We start from the raw sequence: 22,304 nt of genomic DNA, 5'->3' as shown, positions 1-22,304 counted from the left end.
CCCTCTGTGTGGGCGTGATGACGTGTGCCCAGGTTTTCGCGGCACGGGAAGAGCGCACGTTCGAAGTGTGGGCGGATATTCCGACCCTGGGCTTTTACGTGCTACCGGCCGAGACGAACTGGATTCATCTGGAACAGACCCTGCCGTGGAATCGCAACACGTCGAAGCTCGAAGGGTTGCGCAAGAATTTCGACGTCAAGCACGACACCAGTGCGATCGAAGCGCGGCTGGACGCCGAGCCCTATCTGTTCAACGGGCGGGAGGACCAGAACATCTACTTGCGGGTCACCTTCAATGGCCAGGAGTTGAGCCACGAGGCGACGCCGCGCGAAGTGGTATCGGCGGCGCAGGCCATGGCAGGCGGGCGCTTTGCTTTGGAAGTCCAGCCGAAAGAGCCGGTGGGTGGTTACAAACCCGGCACTTACTACGGAACGGTGCAATTGATTTTCAGTGCCGCGGCACCCTGATCTGTTTTTGACAGGGCCCAAAAGTGTGAGAGCACACGGGTGTTGCAGCGTTTGAATGTCGAGTGGATATCGCCACCCAGGGAGCAGGGCGGCTTTTCGGAGATGGATACAGATGAATGTCACAGGTGTTTTGTTTTCAAGACGGCTTTTTTGGTTATGGAGCCTTTTAATGGTGTGGTGGCTGATGCCCCAGGCGTTGGCACAAGACGTATCAATCACGGCGTTGTTCAAGCCTGATTCGGCTCATCCGCATCTCAACCAATTCAAGAACACTACTCCGCCCAGTGGCTACTGTCAGCTGTATCCGGGGCAATGTGAGGAAAACAAGACGTTCAGCCTGCAAGTCCCGATTCGATTCGATTCCAGCCAAGCGATCCCGGCCAACCATGCATCGCCGCGCCAGGGCGCAACGTTCAAGGTGCCGGCGCAATGGCGTGATCTGACGGTTCGTCACGAATCCGGGGAAGTGGAGACTGTAAAGGTGAGGATTACGGGTGTGGGCTCCAGGCATGTGACACAAGATGTGATGCAGTTGGTGGGCGGCGCCGATGATTATCGGATTGCGCACAACCTCTTATGGGGATCGAGCTGGGTGAACTCCCCGCCGCCATGTCTTTACAGTGGCGTGGGTTACTACGGTACCAACTACTACGGTTTTTTCTGGAAAACACCGGTTGAGGCCGCGTGTGATAAACAGGCGAAATTCAATATTCCGTGGTTGCGCTACGACCATCTGGATTTTTCCTATGAACTGGTCACGCCCAATCCATTGGGCATGTTGGCAGGCCATTACACAGGCTCGCTCACCTACACGATCGGCCCCAGCGGCGACTTCGATTTCGGCGATGTCATGCTGCCGAGCAGTCCGGTGTTAACCATGAACTTCAACCTCGACGTTCAGCACACCCTCAAGGTCGACATTCCGCCCGGTGGTGAGAAAGTCCAATTGGTACCGGCCGGTGGCTGGCAGAGCTGGTTGCAGGCGGGGCGCAAACCGGTGCGGTTGTTCCGTGACCAGACCTTCAACATCTCGGCCTCATCGCGTTTCAAGATGTACATGGAGTGTGAGTGGAGCACTGCCTACGACTGCATGCTCGATGACCGTGTCTCCAAGCGTGGGGTGGAGCTGCAGGTCTTTGTCACCCTGCCCAATGGCCTGACCGACATGAGCGGGCAACCCGTCAGGCACATGCGAATGCGATCGGGCGCCGCCAATGCGTTGTATTTCCAGCCGGGTTTCTACGTCGACAGGGCGCCGGGTGTTCTGCACTTTGAAGTGCCCCAGAGTCAAATGGCATTCATGCTCGAACCGGGTGCCGGTCCTTTCTACAGGGGCAAGGTCACCGTGATCTGGGATTCCGAGGTCTGAGGCTCGGGGCTGCCGCCATCGCTGGCAGGCCAGCTCCCACAGTGGATGGGTGTCGTACACAGATCTTGTGGCGACCACCGATCCCCTGTGGGAGCGAGCTTGCTCGCGATGAGGCAGGCACATCCAGCATCAATGTTTATGCTTTTTACTGGCCGGCGCGCTTCATGGCTTGACGGGTCAAGCGCCTCGACAGTTCTTTCTCGGCGTCACCGAGGTCGACCAGCAGGCGATCGAAAATTCCATCGCTCAATGGCTCATCGGCAAAGACCACCGTGTCCGGCGCCGGCAGATCGTTCATCAGTTCCCTGAGCCGGCTGCGCAGGGCAGCTCGCTGAGTATCCGACGTCGATTCAGCCCATTCGCGCTGGGTCGTGCGCAAAGTGTCCAGTTGATCCGACAGGCCCTGATAGCGACGTTTATTGGCTTCCATGTCGGTCGCATAGCGCTCGTTCAAATGGTTTTGCCAAAAGTTCTGCTCGAGCATTCGATCGACCAGACCATCGCCTTCGCCCAGGGCCAGCACCGTGTCATAGGCTTGATCGATCATCGCGTCAGTGACGCCGGACACCGGCCGGAACAACATGCCCTTCGATTGCCAGGGCAGGTCGAGGCGCTCTGCCAATCCGGTCTGATAGGCCAGGTAGACCTCGACTTCGTCCGGGTTGCCGCCACGACTGGCGACATCGGCACGGGCAATGTCGTTGACCTGTTCCAGCCGCGCCGCGCCTTTGGCCAGGGTCACCAGCTTCTGCTCCAGCTGCGCCGGGTCGGTGGAATACGCGTGGGCCTCATAGGCGAGCACATGGATGCCCATGTGATTGAACAACTGCGCACCGGCGTCGGCGCCATCCACCGGCGCGACGGCCATGGTGAACAGCTTCTCCCGCAGAGGCGTGTCGACGTAGGCGGCATCGAGCATGCGCCAGACACGCTGCACCAGTTGATCCCGGGCCGGGCCGGGGTTCTGGAAGTCGCGGCTCAGGCGGGTATCGAGCAATACGTTCAGGAAGCCCTGTGCCTGGGGCTCATCGGCCAGCTCCGACCAGAGATTGGTCCGGTCCATGCCCCAGCTGGGAACATCGCTCCAGTGATTCGCGCTGTAATCCGAGCTGACCACCCACTCGGCCTGGCTGTTGTAGGGCACGATGGGCTCCGGAGGCAGCGCCACCGAGCGGCGAACCGCCTGATAGTGAACCTGGTTTGCTTCCGACAGGTTGCCGAGGTCCAGCCGGGTACGTGCCACGACCCAGGCCTGCGGTGAGCCGGGTACCACCTCGGGGATCACGCTGATCGGGTTATCCCGAAGATCCAGCAGAAAACCGCGGGGCCTGGTTTTGCTCAGCGTACCTTCGGGCCAGGTGGCAATGCCCGTGTTGCGCAGCCCGACGACCTTCAGCCGGGGCATGCGCGAGATATCGACAGGCCTGCCCAGAGGATTTTTGTCCAGACGCAGAATTTCCAGGTAGGTCAGGTGTTTGAGTTTCTCGACGGCGGCGGCGTCCAGCGCGATGTGATTGTCACTCAAACGCAGGCGTTCGAGCCGATGCATGGCGCCGATGTTTTCCGGCAGTTGCGTCAGGTAGCATCGGTTGGCGCTGAGTTCGCGCAGGTTGGGGAAATCTTTCAGCAAGCCATTCGCCTTGGTGGAAAACAGTGTGTTATCGAGTTTCAGGATGGTGACCTTGTCCAGAAACCTTTTCAGTTGCGGTCGTTTCGGCCATTCGGACTCCAGATCTATCGGAAGCAGCTCCCGAGACAGATCCAACGCATAGCCATGGAGTTCGGTACGGCTGCCGAGCTCGGTATTCTTTCGTTCGAAACAGGCGAGTAAACGCTCGGCAATGTGTTGTCGAACACCGCGCAAAGGCATCGGATTATCGGCATCCAGCCCGGCGGACTCCGCCCTCCACAAATCGATGAGATTGCGCAGCTGGTTGAGATCGTTTTCCTGTTCCTCCAGAAGCCTCAGCGGCTCACCCTGGTTGGTCAGGGCAGTGGCGAAATTGTCGACCTCGGCCTCGCTGAAATGCGGATAAAGATCCTGGATGCGTTCGTGCAGTGTCAGGCCTTCCCTGCTGAGCCAGCCTCCACGCACCAACAACATCGTTTCATGCTCGGCCACCGGGCGAACGGGCGGGTCGGCGAGTACGGTGCGGCGTTCGCTGGGCGGGGCCGATTTGACCATGACCCATTCCCTGAACAGTTCAGCATCCCCCGGTTTGTAGCCCAGGCTGTTTTGTCCATTCTCCTGCGTGGCTTGCAGGACGGCTTCGAAAAAGTCATCGGCTTCATGGATCGGCTGATCCTCGCCATCACGCACCTGATACTGTCCGACCTCGTCGCGAATCAGCACCCGCACCCGCGTGGCGTCATCGGGGCCGACGCTGCAACGCAACTCGCCATCGAATGTGCCCTGGCGAACCTCCAGGCGCAGGTCGCCGAAGGTATCGGTGTTAAAGCGCAAGGTGCCGAGTACCAGGCGCTCGGTGTCGGGCGTGATTGATGCGCTCGGGTACAGACCCTGGGCCGCTCGTACTGTTTGTGTTTCGAATTGCAGCTCTCGGGCCTGGGTCCTCATGCGCAAAGGCAGGCGGTTTTCCTGGGTAATCCGTTGACGTTCCGCGGCGCTGGCACGCGTATGGATTTGTTCCGCAACGGTCGCCGGCAGCTCCGGGAAATCGCTGAACAGCGGCGCGATTTCAGCGGGTACCGCGGCGGGCGCGATTGGCGGTGAAGCCAGGCGTTGCAGGGTATCGGTCAGCAGCGGTGGCGGCGGGGCGCTTTCAACGTGCACCCGGCGCAGCTCGGCTTCATCGGTGCCGCTGATCTGGCGAATCTGCTCCAGTTGTTCATCGTTGAAACCATCGGTGCTGTGGCCGAGGCGGCGCATCAAGGTCGAACCTTCCCATTCCCGCGGGTTTTCCGTTTCGCAAACCCAGGCCCCACGGCCATTGTGGCGCAGGGTCGGTGCGTAAGCGTCGAAACGCTGCGGATGGCGGATGCGTTGTTGCCCGGTTACCGGGTCTTCCAGCACTTCGAAGTGTTGATCGTTCAGGCGCACTATGCGTCGGCCCTGATGCTGGTGAATACCCAGGCCATCAGGCCGGGCGTCCTCGGGCAAATCCACGTCGGTGCGTTGATAGGGGCTGAGGTCAGGGTTCCACAAGCGCGTTTCACCGTTTGCCAACTGCACCGGTTTCAGGCCTTCGAAAAACGGTGAAAGTTTCGCCTGCGCAACATTGCCGACGGCGCCTGCCGCCGCGAACACGCCCAACTGGACCACGCTTTCCAGGACGCCGAGGGTCTGCTCGCCGGCCTCGGCCAAGCGTCCCTCGGCCAGGTCGACAAGGCCCTCGACCACGCCATCGGTCAATTGATAGGCCGTGTATGCCAGCATCAGTGGGCCCAGGACAGGCACAAATGGGGTCGCCACCAGCAAGGCGATCGTGAGGATGTCCGAGAGCATTTTTTCCAGGTTGTCCCACCAGGCCCAGCGGGCCATGCGGTCGGCGTATTCGGTGGAGATGGCGATCTCCCGGGCATCGTTGAAAATCTTGTTGAGGGTCTGCCGGTAGCGGTAGCCCCACAGGTCATTGTTGAAGGTCGTCGCGCGGTCGGTCTTGATGCTCGACACACTGAAATGCAGATCGGGTTTATCCACAGGCGTTTCGCGCCAGCTCGGCAAGCTGGAACCGGCGGCAACCGGCTGCCATTTCACCGTGCTGAGACGCGCGTTCAATCCGGCAAAAAAATGCCCGCGTTGCTCATGGGGCACGAACTGGCTGAAGAACTGTTGATAGCTTTTAACCGATGCGCCATCGCGCAACTGGCGTGTCAGTTCCGCCATGAATTCCAGAGACGAAGGGTATTGCTTGAGCGGGTGCTGCGGGTCATGGGGCACATAGGCAATCACCGGGACCGGGCCGCTGGCACTGGCTGTATCCGCCGCGATCAGGATGATGCCGCTCAGGCGCGTGTCCATCATCGCCAGGTTGTAATAGTCGACGGGTTTGCCGTTCCACTTCAGCCGTGAACGATCCTCGAGCATGCCTTGCACCACGTCATAGGCATCCTGGTCGATGTCGTGCTTCATCAGGGCCATTTGCGCGGCGACATTCAGTGCGCTTTTCTGGCTGAGAACGACTTTTTGGCGCAGGACATTGCTCGCTGCCTTGTCGCTCGGCTTTAAAGTGTCTTGCAGGTGCTGCTGATAGCGGGCGCCGATGTCCAGTTCGCGACACACGGACTTGAACTGCTCGATGCTCAGTTTGTGCTTGAGCTGTTTGACGTTGAAATGCCCGCGTGCGTCGGGGCGGGTGATGAATTCGGAATCTTGGGTGAACGCCTCGTCTTGGGAAAAGTTGTGCAGCGCGGCATCCAGCAGCGAGATGGTGCGACTGGTGGTTCCTGCGGAAAAGTCATGGACCCACCAGGCCGTCTTAACCGGGGCATACAGGCGCAGCCAGGTTTCCTCGACATCGTCTTCGACGCCGAAGCGGTCCCTCAGTTTTTGCTGCAGCAGGGGTTTGGCAAAGGCTGAAATATCCAGCAGATCGCGCAGGGCCTGATCCACGGTGTTCTGCGAGGTCCAGTTAAGCTGGTTGGCTTTTTTCAACTTGCGGTGAGCGGTTGTCGACGCGGTCCTGTGCCAGTCGGGCAGCGTCAGCCTGACAGATTTCAGCGCATCGACACGAGATGGGGAGGTGTTCAACAGCCAGGACGGAATCGCCTTTCTGACCTGATGGAAGTGGATGCTTTTATCGAATGGGGCGATGGCGATCGGGTCTGATCCTTGAATCGCCGAGGGGGTAATGGGCATTGTTTGATCGTCCTTTGATCAGTACCGGGGACGACCAGACTAGGTAAGCATGTAGCCTAAAAAAAGCGCAAAGATTGGTTGTTAAAGGTGCCGGGTGCGACTCGATTCTCCAAAAATCAAAGAGTGAAAAATACATATGTACCGCCATCGTTCCATTTCGTTGAGTCGGGCTTAGCGGCTCGCCGCCACCTCGGTTGGCTGGCACATCGTGTGGGTGCCCGGTTGCAGGTAAGGCGTGAGGATCGGTGCCATGCCCTTGAGCACCTGCACCGGCAACGCCGAGGTGAAGGTAAAGCTTTCCGCCGAGCGGCCTGGCACGAACGCCGTCAGGGTGCCGAAATGGTGATCGCCTATGTAGAACACGAAGGTCGCCGTGCGGTTGAGCGATTTGGAACTCAAGATTCGCCCACCGGACCCGATGGCCTCGATGCGGTTGTCACCGGTACCGGTCTTGCCTCCCATCGCCAGCGGGCTGCCGTCGGGCAGTTTGAAACTGCCGGCCACGCGTTTGGCGGTACCGGCGTCGACCACTTGCGACAGGGCCTCGCGCATGGCGGTGGCTACTTCGGACGGCATCACCCGTTTGCCGACGTCCGGGTCATTGATCAGTTGGGTTTCAAAGGGGGTGTTCGCGGCAAAATGCAGGCTGTCAATGCGCAGGGTCGGCATGCGCACGCCATCATTGAGGATGGTGCCGATCAATTCGGCCAGGGCTGCGGGACGGTCGCCGGAGCTGCCGATGGCGGTGGCCAGCGACGGTACCAGGTGGTCGAACGGATAGCCGACTTTCTGCCAGCGCTGGTGGATGTCGAGGAACGCTTCGATCTCCAGCATGGTGCGGATGCGACTGTCGCGGGCGCCCTTGTGCCGGCTTTTGAACAGCCAGCTATAGACCTCCTGGCGCTCGAACTGGCTGGCTTTGACGATGTCGCTCCACTTGGCGTCGGGGTGATTGAGCAGGTAGCCCATCAGCCACAGGTCCAGGGGGTGGACCTTGGCGATGAAGCCCTGGTCCGGCAAGTCGTAGGAGCCTGGACCGTAGGCCTCGTAGAGCCGCACAAGACGTTCGTCGGTGAGCTTTTCCGTGAGCTTGGCGCCTTTGAGGTGCGAGCGCACAAAGGCGTTGAAGCTTTCCTGGCTGGCCTGCGGCAGCAGGTAGCGGTGCACGGCGGCCATGCGGATCGGGGTCGGGCGCATGCTGTCGAGGAAGGTGTCGAGGCGGTCCTGGGTGTCCTTGTTCTTGTACTTCTTCCAGAACTTGAGCAGGAACGAAGTGCCCTCGCGGTCGGCGAATTCGGCCAGGTACTCCTGACGCCGCGGGTTGCGGTCATCCTTGAGCAGTTCGGCACTGCTGTTCGGGCCGGAGTAGGTGGTGTAGCGCACCAGATCACGCATCAGGCGAATGAACGGCAGGTTGATCGATTCGCGCAGAGCGTCGCGCAGGGGCGGTATCCGGCCGTTGTCTTCCTTGCGGAAGTTGTGGAACGTGTGCAGGCCACCCCCGGTGAAAAACGCCTCGCCGGGGCCGGCGGAGTATTTGCGGTCCAGGGCGGCGCCGAGCATTTTTTGCAGGTCGCGGTCCTTGTTTTCGATCAGGTAGTCGACCGCCCAGCGGCTCAGGCGATCCTGATCCGGCACGTCAACTTTCTTCAGTTCCGGAACGGCCATGCCGGCGTATTTGTCGTGCAACTCGGCGATGATTTGCAGGTAGGTGGTCAGCACGCGCATTTTCGCGGTGGAGCCCAGTTCCAGTTTGCTGCCTTCGTTGATGTCGAATGGCTGGTCGGTGCTGTCGGTCTGCACCCGCACCCGCGAGCCGTCCGGGGTCAGTTCGAACAAGGTGAAGCTGTAGCGTACCTGGGTGGTGCTGGTGGTGGTCAGGAGGCGTTCGCCGATCAGGCCGATTTGCGTGGCAAACTCAGGGTCGGCCAGTTTTTTCAGGTACTCGGTGGCCTCGCTTTGCAACTGGCCTTGCAGGGTGCTGGTGGCGGAGAGGTCAAGGCGGTCGAGGTCATACAGCGGGCGATTGAGCATGCCGGCCAGACGGCTGCGCGCGACACTGATGCCCTTGTTGGTTTCAATCGGTTGAATGGTCGGCTGGGTGGCCCAGTCGCGGTAGATCACTTTGCTGGCCAGGGCGGCGGCGGCGAACTCGGCGTCGATCACATGGTTTTGTGCCAGCAGACGTATATGGCTGTCGGTGAGGTCGGCCAGTTCATCGTGACCCTTGGTCAGGTAGTGCGACGGGCGGCGCTGGGCAATCATCAACGACAGCATTTCACGCAGGGCCAGGCCTTTTTCCGCCATGGTTTTTGGATCCGTAGCGGTGCTGGACAGCGCTTCGTTGGCCTGTTTGAAGTCGGAGCCGTACCACACGCGCAACCCTTCAGCCATGCCGTGCACTTCACCGTGGCCCGGTACCGCTGACAACGGCACGCTGTTGAGGTAGTCACGAACCACGTTCTGCCGGATTTCGAGGGTTTGTGGCCCGGCCTGATAGGCGCGTACGGTGGCGGAAACCATCTGGCGAATCTTTTCCGCGCCATTGACCGTCAAGCCATCGGGGGAATGCCGGTACTTCTCCAACTGCGTGGCCAGGGTACTGCCACCGGCGGATTGGCCGGGCACGTGCAACATCTTCGCCAACTGGGACCACGCCGCCATGCCGAACCGCGGCCAGTCCACCGCCGGGTTGGCCAGCGGTTGCCTGGGGTCGAGCAGGAAGCGGTTTTCGATGAACAGCAGGCTGTTGACCACCACCGGCGGGATCGAGGCAAAGGTTGAATAAAGCTGCTGCGGATAGTGGTACTGGTACAGCGGCGCTGCGCGGCAGTCGGTGATCGACAGCCCGGCCTGGATTTTCTCGGCATAAGGCACGAACAGGCCCTTGTCGCTGTACTTCAGCAACGCCGGAGAAAAGCGGGTTTGCGCCTCAACGATGAAATTGCGCTTGATCAGGCGCGGCAGGAACTCACCCAATGAGCTGTAGCCCAGGCGCCGATCGAATGGACCTTCCCCCGGATAGCGAATCGCATCGCTGGGGCCGGGTTTGAGCTCATAGCTCAGTGACGCGGCGTATTTGCTGACTTCCTGGGCCTGGAACTTCGAGGTGCGCATCTCCCTCATGGCGGCCAGCCCCACGACAATCGCGATAATCAACAGCAATAGCCAGAACGCACCCCATCCGTGTCTGGAACGACGGGGTTTTTCAGGTAACGGCGCTTCATCCTCACTTTCATTCGGAACCACGGTTTTACTCGAATCTGTTTGCCACAAAGCGCCCATAGTCGACTGATCCATTCACGCAGATTGATCGGACTTGACTCAAGCTTAGACGGTGGTTGGCGAGGGTGAAGAAAATGTGAAGGGCAAAATGATGCACGGACGCACCGATAATCAGGCTGATTGAAGCACTTGTGGCGAGGGGGCTTGCCCCCGTTCGGCTGCGAAGCAGTCGCAAATCCGGTATTTGCGGTGTGTCTGATACAACAGGGGTTGCCTGATTGAGGGGCCTGCTTCGCAGTCCAACGGGGGCAAGCCCCCTCGCCACAAAACGCTCGGCGTATGGACTGCCTGTTTACAGCCAGCACGCATCCCAGAGCGGGTAGTCGCCAATTTTATCCACAAGTCCCGCCCTGAGTGGATTGGCAACGATGTAGCGAGCGAACGGCAGAAGATCTTCTCCATCGCGAATGGCCCGGTCGTGGTAGCCGGTTTGCCAGAGTGGGCCACGGCGGCCAGTGATTTCGTTCACTTCACGGGTGCAACGTGACTTGATGGCTCCGATGACACGCCCAAGATTGCCTTCCTCCAACTGCATCAGCCAATGAAAGTGATCGGGCATGACCACCCATGCGATGGAGTTCACTACGTTGGTTTCATGAGCTCGACGTAGTTCTGAAACAAGTAAGCGTCCCAAATGCCAATCCGAAAAGATCGGTTGGCGACCATGAACAACGGCGGTGACGAGATATGCCCGACCGCTCTCGGAATATCGGCCCAGACGCAAGCGGTGGGAGTTGGGTTGAGTTGGTATTCCATTGCTTCCCTTGAGGGGATCAATTGCACCTTCAAGGCTAGTACCCGGTTGTCCAGGGTAGATCTGCATGTGTTGAGTGAAAGCTCTGATACCTGTGAAGGAATGACGGCGTGAGAAACCTGTTGTTGTTTTTGTGGCGAGGGGGCTTGCCCCCGTTGCGCTGCGAAGCGGCGCTAAAACCTGCGACTGGTGGTTGTCTGGCACACAGCGTTTTCCTGTTTTGCGACTGCTGCGCAGCCGAACGGGGGCGAGCCCCCTCGCCACAGTTGTGATCGCACCTGGAGAAAGGGGGCGGTCTGTAATGGCTGAAGTAGAGCCTTTTCGAGGGTAAGTACGACTTTGGCAGGGGCATGACGATGCACCATTGTTGTGCAATACTCGGCGCCGTTTTTCCCACTGATCTTGCGGGTTTTTCCTACAAGACGACTCTGCCCACGAAGCAGAACCGGTTCGGGACGCGATGGCTTATCGGTCAGCGCTTCGCCACTCGGTGGTCATATCCAATAACAAGACGAGGTTGTCCCCCATGCCCGTAGGCAATCACCTGCCCCAAGGCGAGACCGCTCAGGGCGGTCCGCTCAAACGTGAACTCGGCGAGCGGCATATTCGCCTGATGGCACTCGGTGCCTGTATCGGCGTCGGCCTGTTCCTGGGCTCGGCCAAGGCCATTGAAATGGCCGGTCCGGCCATCATGCTGTCTTACATCATTGGCGGTCTGGCGATCCTGGTGATCATGCGCGCTCTCGGTGAGATGGCCGTGCACAATCCCGTCGCCGGCTCGTTCAGCCGTTACGCCCAAGACTACCTCGGCCCGCTGGCGGGCTTCCTGACCGGCTGGAACTACTGGTTCCTGTGGCTGGTGACCTGCGTCGCGGAAATCACTGCCGTGGCGGTGTACATGGGTATCTGGTTCCCCGATGTACCACGCTGGATCTGGGCGCTCGCTGCGTTGATCAGCATGGGCTCGATCAACCTGATCGCGGTCAAGGCCTTCGGTGAGTTCGAGTTCTGGTTTGCCTTGATCAAGATCGTCACCATCATTGCGATGGTGCTCGGCGGTATCGGCATCATCGCCTTCGGTTTCGGCAACGACGGCGTGGCCCTGGGTATTTCCAACCTGTGGACCCACGGCGGCTTCATGCCTAACGGTGTACAGGGTGTGTTGATGTCGCTGCAAATGGTGATGTTCGCCTACCTGGGCGTGGAGATGATCGGCCTGACCGCCGGTGAAGCGAAGAACCCGCAGAAGACCATTCCGAACGCGATCGGCTCGGTGTTCTGGCGCATCCTGCTGTTCTACGTCGGTGCGCTGTTCGTGATCCTGTCGATCTACCCTTGGAACGAAATCGGCACCCAGGGCAGCCCGTTCGTGATGACGTTCGAGCGGCTGGGCATCAAGACCGCCGCCGGCATCATCAACTTCGTGGTGATCACCGCGGCGTTGTCGTCCTGCAACGGTGGCATCTTCAGCACCGGGCGCATGCTCTACAGCCTGGCGCAGAACGGCCAGGCTCCGGCGGGCTTTGCCAAGACCTCGAACAACGGCGTGCCGCGTCGTGCATTGCTGCTGTCGATTGGCGCGTTGCTGTTGGGCGTACTGCTGAACTATCTGGTGCCGGAAAAGGTGTTTGTCTGGGTGACGGCAATTGCCACCTTCGGCGCGATCTGGACCTGGGTGATGATCCTGCTGGCCCAGCTGAAGTTCCGCAAAGGCCTGAGCGCCAGCGAAGCGGCCGGCCTGAAATATCGCATGTGGCTGTACCCGGTCAGTTCGTACCTGGCGTTGGCGTTCCTGGTGCTGGTGGTCGGCCTGATGGCGTACTTCCCGGACACCCGCGTGGCGCTGTATGTGGGGCCTGCGTTCCTGGTGCTGCTGACGGTGCTGTTCTACGTGTTCAAGCTGCAACCGACCAATGTTTCGCAAGGTGCGGCGCGTTCGGCTTCGTAAGTTGTAACGCTTGAAAAGCCAAAGCCCCGGTCGATTGGCCGGGGCTTTTTGTTGAAAGTCATTTATCTGCGAACCGGGGCTTTTGTGGCGAGGGGGCTTGCCCCCGTTGGACTGCAAAGCAGTCCCTAGATCAGGCCCTAAAGTTGTGCCAGACACACCGCAAATATCGGATTTGCGACTGCTTCGCAGCCGAACGGGGCGGTGCGGCGATCCGACAAGCCCCCTCGCCACAGGTATCAGTCAAGCGACTACCACCTGCTTTGGACCAGTCAAGCGCTTGTTGAACTCAAGCCACGCCGCCAGCAACGCCATCAATCCGGCACCCACCAACGCCGTGAAGATCTGCATGGCAAAAGCATCGTCGGTCAGCGCATTGACCATGTCCGCCAATGGCGCCAGCAGCACGCCCAGACAGAAAATCTCCAGCGAGAAACGGCCCATGCGGCAACTTTGCTGCGCGAGCCAGTTTTGTGTCCATCCGCTGTCGGGAATCAGTTTCGCCGTGACGTAGGCCAGTGCCATGAAGTGCAGCAGGCGCGCGGGGGAAAGGTCGGTCTTGCTGATGGGATACAGGATGTTTTGCAGGCTCGCCGGCACCACGGCATCGTGCAGCTCCGGCCAACGCCACAGCACGGTCAACACACCCGCGACCACGACATACAGCGCCGCACCGACAAACAACGGCTGGCGAACCAATGGGCGGGTCTGGGGCAGGCGCGGGCGCTGGCTGTGAATCGCAGCGGCACCGCCGAGTACGAACAGCAGCTGCCAGGCGACCGGGTTGAAATACCACACGCCGTCCTTGATGGCCGCCAGGTTCCAGCCAGCCAGCGGCACCATCAGGTACAGCGCCAATGACATCGAGACCACCACCCAGGCCTTGCGCACCAGCAGCGGCAGCACCAGGGGCAAGCCCGCCAACAGCACGATGTACAGCGGCAACGGGTCCATCAGGTTCGGCTTGAAGCGCAACAGCAGTTCATCGATCAGGGCCTGCTGCGGGTTGCTGATGAAGTGATGCATGCCCATTTCTTCCACCAGATCCCGTGTTTCCACGTGGCTGTTGGCGAAAAACACAATGCCCATCAGCATCGCCAGCAGGAAGATATGCACCACGTAGAGCACCCACGCCCGGCGCAGGATTTTTACGCAGGCGATCAGAAAGCCTTCGCGCGCCAGGACTTTGCCGTACGCCAATACGGATGCGAAACCTGCCAGAAACACGAAGACCTCGGCTGCATCGCTGAAACCGAAGTTACGCAGGGTGATTTGCCCCAAAGGGTTGTGGGGCACGTGATCCCAAAAGATGAAGATCAGTGCCAGACCACGAAAAAAGTCGATCCGGTGATCGCGCGCTAAGGTCATGACAGCAGGCTCGTAACAGCAGGTAAAAATGGGATTGGCCGCTGGCGCAAAGGCCACGCGCCCAATCGGCGGCGCGCAGGGTGGACTGATTCGCGGGCAATTGCAAAACCGGGATATTACCGGATGTCTCGGGCATTGCCCCAAGGCTCAACCGCTGGTCTGAAAGACCGCTTGACCTGCGATTTATGACAGTAAACAGGCTCAAATATCAATAAGTGCAACGTTCTTGAAACGGGAGCCTCACATGAGACTGTTGTGGAAAGGGCTGTCCAGTTACACGGTGATCGGGGTCGCCAACACCCTGATTCACTGGCAGATCTTTTTCCTGTTGAGCGTGGCAGCCGGCCTCAGTCAGGCGATCAGTAACCTGGCCGCCTTCTGCGTGGCCGCGTCATTTTCCTTCTTCATGAACGCGCAATTTACTTTCGCCGCCAGTGCCACGGTCGCGGGTTATCTGCTGTTTCTTTTGGGCATGGGGGCACTGAGCCTGGGTATCGGCCATCTGGGTGACCTCTGGCGGTTGCACGGCTTGCTCACGGTGGTCCTGTTTTCGGCGTTGAGCCTGGTGTTCGGTTTTCTATATTCCAAATACGTGGTGTTTCGCGGACGTGATCAATGAAAATCTCGCTCATTGTCCCGGTCTTCAACGAAGAGCAGTCCATCAACCTGTTTTATCAGGCGGTGCGAAGGGAGTTGAGATTAGGCGACACCGAAGTCGAGATCGTATTCATCAACGACGGCAGCTCCGACAACACGGCCGAACAGGCTATGGCACTTGCCCAGGCGGATGATCAGGTCATGCTGATCAATTTCTCGCGCAACTTCGGCAAGGAACCGGCACTGTTTGCCGGCCTGGAGCATGCCAGCGGCGATGCCGTGATTCCCATGGATGTCGACCTGCAGGACCCGATCAACGTCATTCCGTTGTTGATCGAGCAATGGCAAAAGGGTGCCGATGTGGTACTCGCCAAGCGCCGCAACCGGGCCGCCGACGGCTACCTCAGGCGCCACAGCGCATCGATTTTCTACCGTGTGCTCAATCGCATCGCCTACACCCGCATCGAGGAAAACGTCGGGGACTTCCGGCTGATGGATCGCAAGGTGGTCGATGTGATCCGTTCCTTGCCGGAGCACCAGTTATTCATGAAAGGCGTGCTGTCGTGGGCCGGGTTCAACACCGTAGTGGTGGAGTTCGAGCGGCCAGGAAGGGTGGTGGGGAGCAGCAAGTTCAATATCTGGAAGCTGTGGAACCTGGCCCTGGAAGGCGTGACCTCGTTCAGTACCGTGCCGCTGCGCTTGTGGACTTACGTCGGTGGCGGCATTTCGATGTTCGCGGTGTTCTATGCGGTGTACATGGTGCTGGACAAGATTTTCTTCGGCAACAGCGTTCCCGGTTATCCGTCGCTGATGACTGCGATCCTGTTTCTCGGCGGCGTGCAACTGATCGGCATCGGCATCCTCGGCGAGTACATCGGTCGCATCTATATCGAGGCCAAGCACCGGCCGCGTTATGTGATCAAGGACATCGTCGGCGGTAAAGACCGGGGCGGGCGTTAGAATGGGGCGGTTCAGCGACGTCTTCGTTCGCGAGCTCAGCCGGCATCAGGTCTGGCGGTTTTTTCTGGCCGCCACCCTGGTGTATGTCCTGCCGTTGATCCTCGCCGATTATCCCTACATCGATGACAACTGGCGCTCGCTGGCGGCGGGCATGGCCTGGGCCGAACAGGGCCGACTCTTCGCCCAGCTTTTCTACAACGCGCTGACCTTCAGCCATGCCGCGCCGAACATCTTTCCCTTGCCCTTGTTGATCGCCACGCTGGCCATGGCGTCGGCGCTGACAAGCCTGACGTTCCATTACTTCCGTCGGCCCACCGTTGCTTGCTGCCTGGTGCTGTTGCCGCTCTGGTACAACCCGTTCTTTCTGCAGAACCTGTCTTATCAATACGACGGTCCCACCACGACCCTGAGCCTGGTGGCGGTGATCTACGCGATCACCTTTCGCCACCCTTGGCGCGGCGTGCAGTGGCTGGTGCCGTCGTTCCTGATTGCCTTGGCGCTGGGGCTGTATCAAGTCAGCCTGAATGTGTTCCTGGGTCTGTGTTGCCTGGAGTTGCTCAGGGCCGCCAACGATAAAACCACCCCGGTACCATGGCGCGACCTACTGGGCTGGAAAGCCGCTCAGGTCATCCTCGGCGGGTTGATCTACAGCGTCAGTGCTTATCCTTTCATGGGTTCCAACCGTACATTGCTGCTCGATTGGACGGCGCATCCCTCATTGCAGATCCAGATCAACATTGGCCGGGTCCTGGAAAAAGTCGTGCTGCTGTTCCATGGCGGATGGCTCTGGGTGTCCGGCGGGTTGCTGTTGCTCGCGATAGCCGGGGCGGTGCGGTTGGGATTGAACGTAGCGGCGCGCCAGGACAGCGGGCCGAAGAAGCTGTTGATCGGCCTGATGTGTTTGCTGACTTTGCCCGTCGTGACGCTGTTGGTGTCCGGTGTCGCGTTGTTTTTCCGCGACTTCAACGAAGGTGCCCGCACCTTGATGGGCTTCGCCGTGCTGCTGGTGTTGCTGTTCTACCTGGGGCATCTGGCGCTGGCGTCGATCCATGAGCGGTTGCCGCTGCTGTTGATGATTCCCCTGCTGGCCATGTTGTCGTTGTCGTTCGCTTATGGCCGGGTGCTGACGGTGCAGAAAACCTTTGCGTCCACGGCACTGGCCGGTCTTGCGTACGACATCGCCAGCCATCAGTCGCTGCGCGAGGCCAGGCGGATCTACCTCTCGGTGAGTTACTCCGACTATTGGTTGGTGGCGGCGGCAGGCTCATTCAAACAGCTGCCAGTGCTGCACTACTTGCTCAATACCGACTTTTACATGCTGGCCGAAAATCTGCCGAAAGCAGGCATCACCAACGTGGTGGCGGAGCAGGAGCGGCGTAATGCGACGCGGGTCGGCTATCAGGGCTATCCGGCGTTGGTCGAAAGCCGGTTCTACCGGATTTACCTGATCGGCGATTACGGTTTTATCGTTATGAAAGAACCGGCCCCGAGCAAAACACTGCGCTGGTGACGCGCGATTCTGCTCGGGGTGGCGAGGTCATGCCGCCGCTATTTCACTGGGCTCGAAACTATCGGCCCGGGCCATCTGCCACATCCGCGAGTAGAACTCGCCGTTCACTTCACCGGTCAGCAACTCACCCGGTTTGAGGAACACGTGCAACTGCGAGAACAGCTTGATCTCGGTTGCCGACATACGTCGCACCAGATGCTTGGCGGACAACTGCGATGGATGTTCGAGGCCGGCGGCGGCGAGCATTTCCGCCAGGGCCTTGAGGGTGTTGCGGTGGAAGTTGAACACGCGTTGGGCTTTGTCCGGTACCACCAGCGCGCGCTGGCGCAGGGTGTCCTGGGTGGCGACGCCAGTCGGGCATTTGTTGGTGTGGCAGCTCTGCGACTGGATGCAGCCGATGGCGAACATGAAGCCGCGCGCCGAGTTGGCCCAGTCGGCGCCGATGGCCAGCACGCTGGCGATGTCGAAGGCGCTGACGATCTTGCCGCTGGCGCCGAGTTTGATCTTGTCCCGCAGGTTCAGCCCAACGAGGGTGTTGTGCACGAACAACAGGCCCTCGCGCATCGGCACGCCGATGTGGTCGGTGAACTCCACGGGCGCGGCGCCAGTGCCGCCTTCCTTGCCGTCCACCACGATGAAATCCGGGAGGATGCCGGTTTCCAGCATGGCCTTGGCGATGCCCATGAACTCCCATGGATGGCCAAGGCAGAACTTGAAACCCACCGGTTTACCACCGGACAGCTCACGCAGTTGCGCGATGAAATGCATCATTTCGATCGGCGTGGAAAACGCGGTGTGGCGCGACGGTGACACGCAGTCCTCGCCCATCAGGATACCGCGGGTTTCGGCGATTTCTTTGGTGACCTTGTGTTTGGGCAGGATGCCGCCGTGGCCGGGCTTGGCGCCCTGGCTCATCTTGATTTCGATCATCCGTACCTGTGGCGTCCGGGCTTGCGCCGCGAAGCGCTCCGGGTCGAAGCGGCCGTCGCTGGTGCGGCAGCCGAAGTAGCCGCTGCCCAGTTCCCAGGTCAGGTCGCCGCCGTTTTCCCGGTGATAGGGGCTGATGCTGCCTTCGCCGGTGTCATGGGCAAAATTGCCGAGCTTGGCACCCTGGTTCAAGGCACGGATGGCGTTGGCACTGAGGGAGCCGAAACTCATGGCCGAGATATTGAATACCGACGCCGAATACGGCTGAGTGCATTGCGGGCCGCCGACCGTCACCCGGAAACTGCTCGGGTCGCTCAAGGGAGCGGGGCGCATGGAGTGGCCGATGAATTCGAAACCCGATTGATACACGTCAATCAGCGTGCCGAAGGGTTTGTCGGCGGTTTCATTCTTGGCCCGGGAGTAGACCAGCGAGCGCTGGGCCCGGGAGAAGGGCAGGGCGTCACTGTCGGATTCGAGCAAGTACTGGCGGATTTCCGGGCGAATGCCTTCGACCAGGTAGCGGATATTGCCCAGGATCGGGTAATTGCGGCGCACCGCGTGGGGGCTTTGCAGCAGATCGAACAGGCCGATCAGACTGAGGACGGCGGTGACGGCGGTAATCGGCCAGAGCCAGTCATTGTCAAGAAAAGGCAGGCTGGCGAGGGTGAAGATCACACAGACGGCAAAGAAGGCGTAGCGGCTCAGGAGTGACAGGCTCATACGGTTTCCTTGGGTTCGGACTCAATATTTGGACAAAACACAAAACACTGTGGGAGCGAGCTTGCTCGCGATGGCGGCGGGTCAGTCAACATCAATGCTGAATATGAAACCGCAATCGCGAGCAAGCTCGCTCCCACATAAAAGCAAAGTGCTCCACAGGTCATTCAGGCATTTTGTGCCTGGAGAAATATCGAAAACAGCTCGGACTGGGATTTGATCCCCAGCTTGCTGTACATGTGTTTCTTGTGGACTTTCACGGTTTCGACCGAGATTTCCAGCTTGCGGGCGATTTCTTTACTGGAGCAACCGCTGAGCATCAAACGCCCGACATCCAGCTCCCGGGCCGTCAACTGCGCGCCTTTGAGTTGCTGCACCGAGGCTTCCAGTTGTACCCGCCAATCAGCTTGCGGCGGTGCGGGGGCCAAGGCTACGACTTCGTTGATTTCATAGGGTAGACGCTGGCGCAACAGGCCGAGCACCCACGGCTGGATCAACGACAGCAAGGCGATCTGCTGGCCGCTGAAACGCTGGGTGCTGCCCAGGGACAGGCACAGCGTGCGGTCGCCTTCGAGCTGGCAATTGAACTGGATTTCGTCGGCCACCACATTCAGACGAAAGTAGCGCTGGTAATACTCCGTCAGCTCAAAGTGCTCCGGGGCCACTTCCGACAGGCGATACAGCCCGGTGCGCGATTGCTCGCGACAGGCGATGTAGAAGGGGTCGAGCAGGTACAGGCCGCGCAGGTAATCCTGGAACAACTGGTCAGGGCTGCCGTCTTCGCCGGGGCATTCGGCGAACACCTGGGGGCGCTGATCGGCACTGAAAAGCAGCGCCACCCAGCTGTCGAAGGGCACGTACTGGTCCAGCAGGCGTACAAGCTGGGTCCAGAAATTGGGCTTGTCCAGGGCGTCGATCAGTTGCCCCACCGAGCGGTGCCAGGCGATGTCGTCCAACGAGAGTGTCATGCATCTACCCCTATCGTGTTACCCCGGCGGCGTAATTCCCCGCCCGGTTGCTTGCTGCGCATACTGGCGCACAGACACCGACCGGGCAATCTTTCTGCCGCCCGGCGCATAACAAGGAATACCCATGAAGGTCGAACTCGCCCAATTGGCAGGCCGTGACAACGACACGGCCTACAACCTCGAACGCACCCTGGCGGCAATGGCTGCATGCGCAGCCGATTCGCAGCTGATCCTGTTCCCCGAAGGCCACTTGATGGGCTTCCCTTCGGCCGAGTCCGTGGCCGAGGTGGCCGAGCCGCTGGACGGCCCGTCCGTCAGTGCAGTGATCGCCGCTGCCCGCCAGCACAATATCTCCGTGGCCATCGGCATGGCCGAAAACGACAACGGCCGTTTCTACAACACCACGCTGCTGATCACCCCCGAAGGCATCGCCCTGAAATACCGCAAGACTCACTTGTGGGCCTCGGATCGCGGTGTCTACGAGGCGGGCGATCGCTACGCCACCTGCCTGTGGAACGGCGTGCGTGTGGGCCTGCTGATTTGCTACGACATCGAATTCCCCGAGAGCGCCCGCGCCCTGGCGCAACTGGGGGCTGAACTGTTGATCGTCACCAACGGCAACATGGACCCCTACGGTCCGACCCATCGCACCGCCATCATGGCCCGCGCCCAGGAAAACCAGGCGTTTGCGCTGATGGTCAACCGGGTGGAAGAGGGCGATGGCGGTTTGTTGTTTGCCGGCGGCAGCGCATTGGTCGATCCGCTGGGCACCTTGTTGTTCGAAGCCGGACGCGAGGAAGGGCAGTTTGCGGTCGAACTGGACCTGAACCAGCTGACGGTGGCGCGCCAGGATTACCGCTATCTGGACGATCAGCGGCTGAGGTTGCCGGGGGAGGTGGTTGAGCAGGCGGGTGGGCTGCGGGAGCTGCTGATTCCTGTGCGCTGATCCGGATTCTGTGTTGACCGGGCTGTCGCCTTCGCGAGCAAGCCCGCTCCCACATTGGTCTTGTGAACGCCCGAGATCCCCTGTGGGAGCGGGCTTGCTCGCGAAGAGGCCGGCACAAACAACACACATGCTCGATCCTTGACCCAAGAACAACAACGCAACACCCGAAAATCCTGCGCCGAACTCGGCTCTGCCATAAATCCAATAAAATCCGGAGTAGTCGCTCATGGCTCGTTTGCAACGCACCCTGTCATTAGGCTCGGTGGTGCTGTTTGGCATCGCCTATATGACACCGATCATTGTGCTCGGCACCTTTGGCATCCTCGCTCAATCCACCGCCGGCATGGTGCCGGCCGCGTATCTCGCGGCGCTGGTGGCGATGTTCTTCACTGCCATGAGCTATGGGCGGATGGCTTCGGCGTTCCCGGTGGCCGGCTCGGCCTACAGCTATGTGCGCAAGGCCATCAGCCCGAAACTCGGGTTCATCGCCGGTTGGGCGGTGCTGCTCGATTATCTGTTCCTGCCCATGGCGATCTGGCTGATCGGCGCGGCCTACCTCAACTCCGCATTCCCGGCGGTGCCGCAGTGGGTCTGGGTACTGGCGTTCATCAGCATCACCAGCGCGATCAACATCGTCGGCCTGAAGCTGGCCAACGGCATCAATGCCCTGTTGATGCTGGTGCAGTTCCTGGTGCTGATCGCCTTCGTCGCGCTGTGCGTGCATTACGTCGGCGGTGATGCAAGCACGCCGTTGTGGTCGATCAAGCCGTTCTTCAATGGCGACATGCAGATGCCGTTGATCATGAGCGGCGCGGCCATCGCCTGTTACTCGTTCCTGGGCTTCGACGCGGTCAGCACCCTGACCGAAGAAGCCCGCGATCCACGCCGCACCATTCCCCGGGCGATCATGCTGATCACCCTGATCGGCGGGCTGATTTTCGTCGGCGTGTCGTACTTCGTGCAGATCGCCCATCCGTCGTTCCAGTTCGACAGCGTCGACTCGGCGGCCTATGAAATTGCCCGCAACATCGGTGGCGACCTGTTCGTGTCGATCTTTCTGATCGGCCTGATCGTTGGCCAGTTCGCCTCGGGGCTGTCAGCCCAGGCCAGCGGTTCGCGGCTGCTGTACGCCATGGGCCGCGACGGCGTGTTGCCGAAGTCGTTTTTCGGGACCTTGCACGAACGCTTCGGTACGCCGATCAACAGCATTTTGCTGTGCGCGGTGGTGGCGTTGCTGGCACTGAAACTGGACGTCACCACCTCGACCTCGTTCATCAACTTCGGCGCGTTCCTGGCATTCAGTCTGGTCAACCTGTCGGTGATCTTCCATTACTGGATCGGTGGCGAGAAAAAAGGCCCGCGCGAATTCGTGCTGTTCCTGTTGTTTCCGTTCATCGGCCTGTCAGCGGATTTGTGGTTGATGGTCAGCCTCGATCATCTGGCGGTTTATCTGGGGTTGAGCTGGCTGGCGATTGGCGTGGTGTACCTGGCGGTATTGACCGGTGGTTTCCGTCGGCAGCCGCCGGAGATGGATTTCCAGGAAGCCGCATAAAGGAAACTGTAGGAGCGAGCTTGCTCGCGATAAACCTGAGGGCGCCGATGGGCATCTGGTTTTACGCGTTTTCGTTCCCGACCATCGCGAGCAAGCTCGCTCCTACAGGGCGGACATGTG

Annotated in this window: 14 protein-coding genes; 8 read left to right on the top strand and 6 right to left on the bottom strand. The window is 60.0% G+C overall.

Annotated elements, in window-relative coordinates; translation table 11 throughout:
- Positions 1–17: 17 nt before the first annotated feature.
- Together ABIE16_RS06030 and ABIE16_RS06025 are read left to right on the top strand one after the other, a co-directional pair.
- Positions 18–467: a CS1 type fimbrial major subunit gene (locus tag ABIE16_RS06030; RefSeq protein ID WP_429520834.1), complete on the top strand. Its 450-nt coding sequence runs from the start codon at positions 18–20 to the stop codon at positions 465–467.
- Between the two features lie 169 nt (positions 468–636).
- Positions 637–1,836 carry a DUF2771 domain-containing protein gene (locus ABIE16_RS06025; protein WP_224795449.1) on the top strand — a complete coding sequence of 400 codons (1,200 nt, stop codon included), beginning with the start codon at positions 637–639 and terminating at the stop codon, positions 1,834–1,836.
- Between the two features lie 145 nt (positions 1,837–1,981).
- On the opposite strand, the gene ABIE16_RS06020 is transcribed toward ABIE16_RS06025, so the two are convergent.
- The 3 genes from ABIE16_RS06020 to ABIE16_RS06010 form a co-directional block, all read right to left on the bottom strand.
- Complete coding sequence (locus ABIE16_RS06020; RefSeq protein WP_429520720.1) at positions 1,982–6,655, bottom strand: dermonecrotic toxin domain-containing protein; 4,674 nt, start codon at positions 6,653–6,655, stop codon at positions 1,982–1,984.
- Between the two features lie 171 nt (positions 6,656–6,826).
- A complete protein-coding gene (locus ABIE16_RS06015) occupies positions 6,827–9,940 on the bottom strand; it encodes a transglycosylase domain-containing protein (protein WP_057716244.1) in 3,114 nt (1,037 codons plus the stop codon).
- A gap of 292 nt (positions 9,941–10,232) precedes the next feature.
- Complete coding sequence (locus tag ABIE16_RS06010; RefSeq protein WP_218495120.1) at positions 10,233–10,691, bottom strand: REP-associated tyrosine transposase; 459 nt, start codon at positions 10,689–10,691, stop codon at positions 10,233–10,235.
- A 529-nt stretch (positions 10,692–11,220) separates the two neighbouring features.
- On the opposite strand from ABIE16_RS06010, the gene ABIE16_RS06005 reads away from it, so the two are divergent.
- Complete coding sequence (locus ABIE16_RS06005) at positions 11,221–12,642, top strand: amino acid permease (RefSeq protein ID WP_429520719.1); 1,422 nt, start codon at positions 11,221–11,223, stop codon at positions 12,640–12,642.
- 240 nt (positions 12,643–12,882) lie between these two features.
- On the opposite strand, the gene ABIE16_RS06000 is transcribed toward ABIE16_RS06005, so the two are convergent.
- On the bottom strand, positions 12,883–14,007 hold the full coding sequence (locus ABIE16_RS06000; RefSeq protein ID WP_429520718.1) for an OpgC family protein: 1,125 nt from the start codon (positions 14,005–14,007) through the stop codon (positions 12,883–12,885).
- A gap of 244 nt (positions 14,008–14,251) precedes the next feature.
- Between ABIE16_RS06000 and ABIE16_RS05995 the strand changes: the two genes are divergently transcribed.
- The 3 genes from ABIE16_RS05995 to ABIE16_RS05985 are packed head-to-tail and all read left to right on the top strand — an operon-like array spanning position 14,252 to position 17,074.
- Positions 14,252–14,626, top strand: coding sequence for a GtrA family protein (locus ABIE16_RS05995; protein WP_429520717.1), 375 nt, complete (start codon positions 14,252–14,254; stop codon positions 14,624–14,626).
- Positions 14,623–15,564, top strand: coding sequence for a glycosyltransferase family 2 protein (locus tag ABIE16_RS05990; RefSeq protein ID WP_429520716.1), 942 nt, complete (start codon positions 14,623–14,625; stop codon positions 15,562–15,564). The genes ABIE16_RS05995 and ABIE16_RS05990 overlap by 4 nt, the downstream gene beginning before the upstream one ends.
- Before the next feature lies 1 nt (position 15,565).
- Positions 15,566–17,074 carry a glucosyltransferase domain-containing protein gene (locus ABIE16_RS05985; RefSeq protein WP_340315416.1) on the top strand — a complete coding sequence of 503 codons (1,509 nt, stop codon included), beginning with the start codon at positions 15,566–15,568 and terminating at the stop codon, positions 17,072–17,074.
- A gap of 27 nt (positions 17,075–17,101) precedes the next feature.
- Here the strand turns inward: ABIE16_RS05985 and ABIE16_RS05980 are convergent, their stop codons facing one another.
- Entirely contained in the window at positions 17,102–18,721 is a 1,620-nt protein-coding gene (locus ABIE16_RS05980; RefSeq protein WP_407514211.1) for an FMN-binding glutamate synthase family protein, read from the bottom strand.
- Positions 18,722–18,885: 164 nt separating this feature from the next.
- On the bottom strand, positions 18,886–19,686 hold the full coding sequence (locus ABIE16_RS05975; RefSeq protein ID WP_057716236.1) for a helix-turn-helix transcriptional regulator: 801 nt from the start codon (positions 19,684–19,686) through the stop codon (positions 18,886–18,888).
- 124 nt (positions 19,687–19,810) lie between these two features.
- Between ABIE16_RS05975 and ABIE16_RS05970 the strand changes: the two genes are divergently transcribed.
- On the top strand, positions 19,811–20,632 hold the full coding sequence (locus ABIE16_RS05970) for a carbon-nitrogen hydrolase family protein (RefSeq protein WP_057716235.1): 822 nt from the start codon (positions 19,811–19,813) through the stop codon (positions 20,630–20,632).
- A gap of 226 nt (positions 20,633–20,858) precedes the next feature.
- Complete coding sequence (locus ABIE16_RS05965; protein WP_429520715.1) at positions 20,859–22,184, top strand: APC family permease; 1,326 nt, start codon at positions 20,859–20,861, stop codon at positions 22,182–22,184.
- The last annotated feature ends 120 nt before the right edge of the window (positions 22,185–22,304 follow it).

Origin of the sequence: Pseudomonas sp. 2725 (assembly GCF_050434585.1) — a bacterium.
Lineage (GTDB): Bacteria > Pseudomonadota > Gammaproteobacteria > Pseudomonadales > Pseudomonadaceae > Aquipseudomonas > Aquipseudomonas jessenii.
This window is presented reverse-complemented; position numbering and strand designations above follow the sequence as displayed.

What these genes read in the sequence shown, in the direction of transcription:
- ABIE16_RS06030 (WP_429520834.1), top strand. Translation starts at nt 18, where the DNA reads ATGACGTGTGCCCAGGTTTTCGCGGCACGGGAAGAGCGCACGTTCGAA.
- ABIE16_RS06025 (WP_224795449.1), top strand. Translation starts at nt 637, where the DNA reads ATGGTGTGGTGGCTGATGCCCCAGGCGTTGGCACAAGACGTATCAATC.
- ABIE16_RS06020 (WP_429520720.1), bottom strand. Translation starts at nt 6,655, where the DNA reads ATGCCCATTACCCCCTCGGCGATTCAAGGATCAGACCCGATCGCCATC.
- ABIE16_RS06015 (WP_057716244.1), bottom strand. Translation starts at nt 9,940, where the DNA reads ATGGGCGCTTTGTGGCAAACAGATTCGAGTAAAACCGTGGTTCCGAAT.
- ABIE16_RS06005 (WP_429520719.1), top strand. Translation starts at nt 11,221, where the DNA reads ATGCCCGTAGGCAATCACCTGCCCCAAGGCGAGACCGCTCAGGGCGGT.
- ABIE16_RS06000 (WP_429520718.1), bottom strand. Translation starts at nt 14,007, where the DNA reads ATGACCTTAGCGCGCGATCACCGGATCGACTTTTTTCGTGGTCTGGCA.
- ABIE16_RS05995 (WP_429520717.1), top strand. Translation starts at nt 14,252, where the DNA reads ATGAGACTGTTGTGGAAAGGGCTGTCCAGTTACACGGTGATCGGGGTC.
- ABIE16_RS05990 (WP_429520716.1), top strand. Translation starts at nt 14,623, where the DNA reads ATGAAAATCTCGCTCATTGTCCCGGTCTTCAACGAAGAGCAGTCCATC.
- ABIE16_RS05985 (WP_340315416.1), top strand. Translation starts at nt 15,566, where the DNA reads ATGGGGCGGTTCAGCGACGTCTTCGTTCGCGAGCTCAGCCGGCATCAG.
- ABIE16_RS05980 (WP_407514211.1), bottom strand. Translation starts at nt 18,721, where the DNA reads ATGAGCCTGTCACTCCTGAGCCGCTACGCCTTCTTTGCCGTCTGTGTG.
- ABIE16_RS05975 (WP_057716236.1), bottom strand. Translation starts at nt 19,686, where the DNA reads ATGACACTCTCGTTGGACGACATCGCCTGGCACCGCTCGGTGGGGCAA.
- ABIE16_RS05970 (WP_057716235.1), top strand. Translation starts at nt 19,811, where the DNA reads ATGAAGGTCGAACTCGCCCAATTGGCAGGCCGTGACAACGACACGGCC.
- ABIE16_RS05965 (WP_429520715.1), top strand. Translation starts at nt 20,859, where the DNA reads ATGGCTCGTTTGCAACGCACCCTGTCATTAGGCTCGGTGGTGCTGTTT.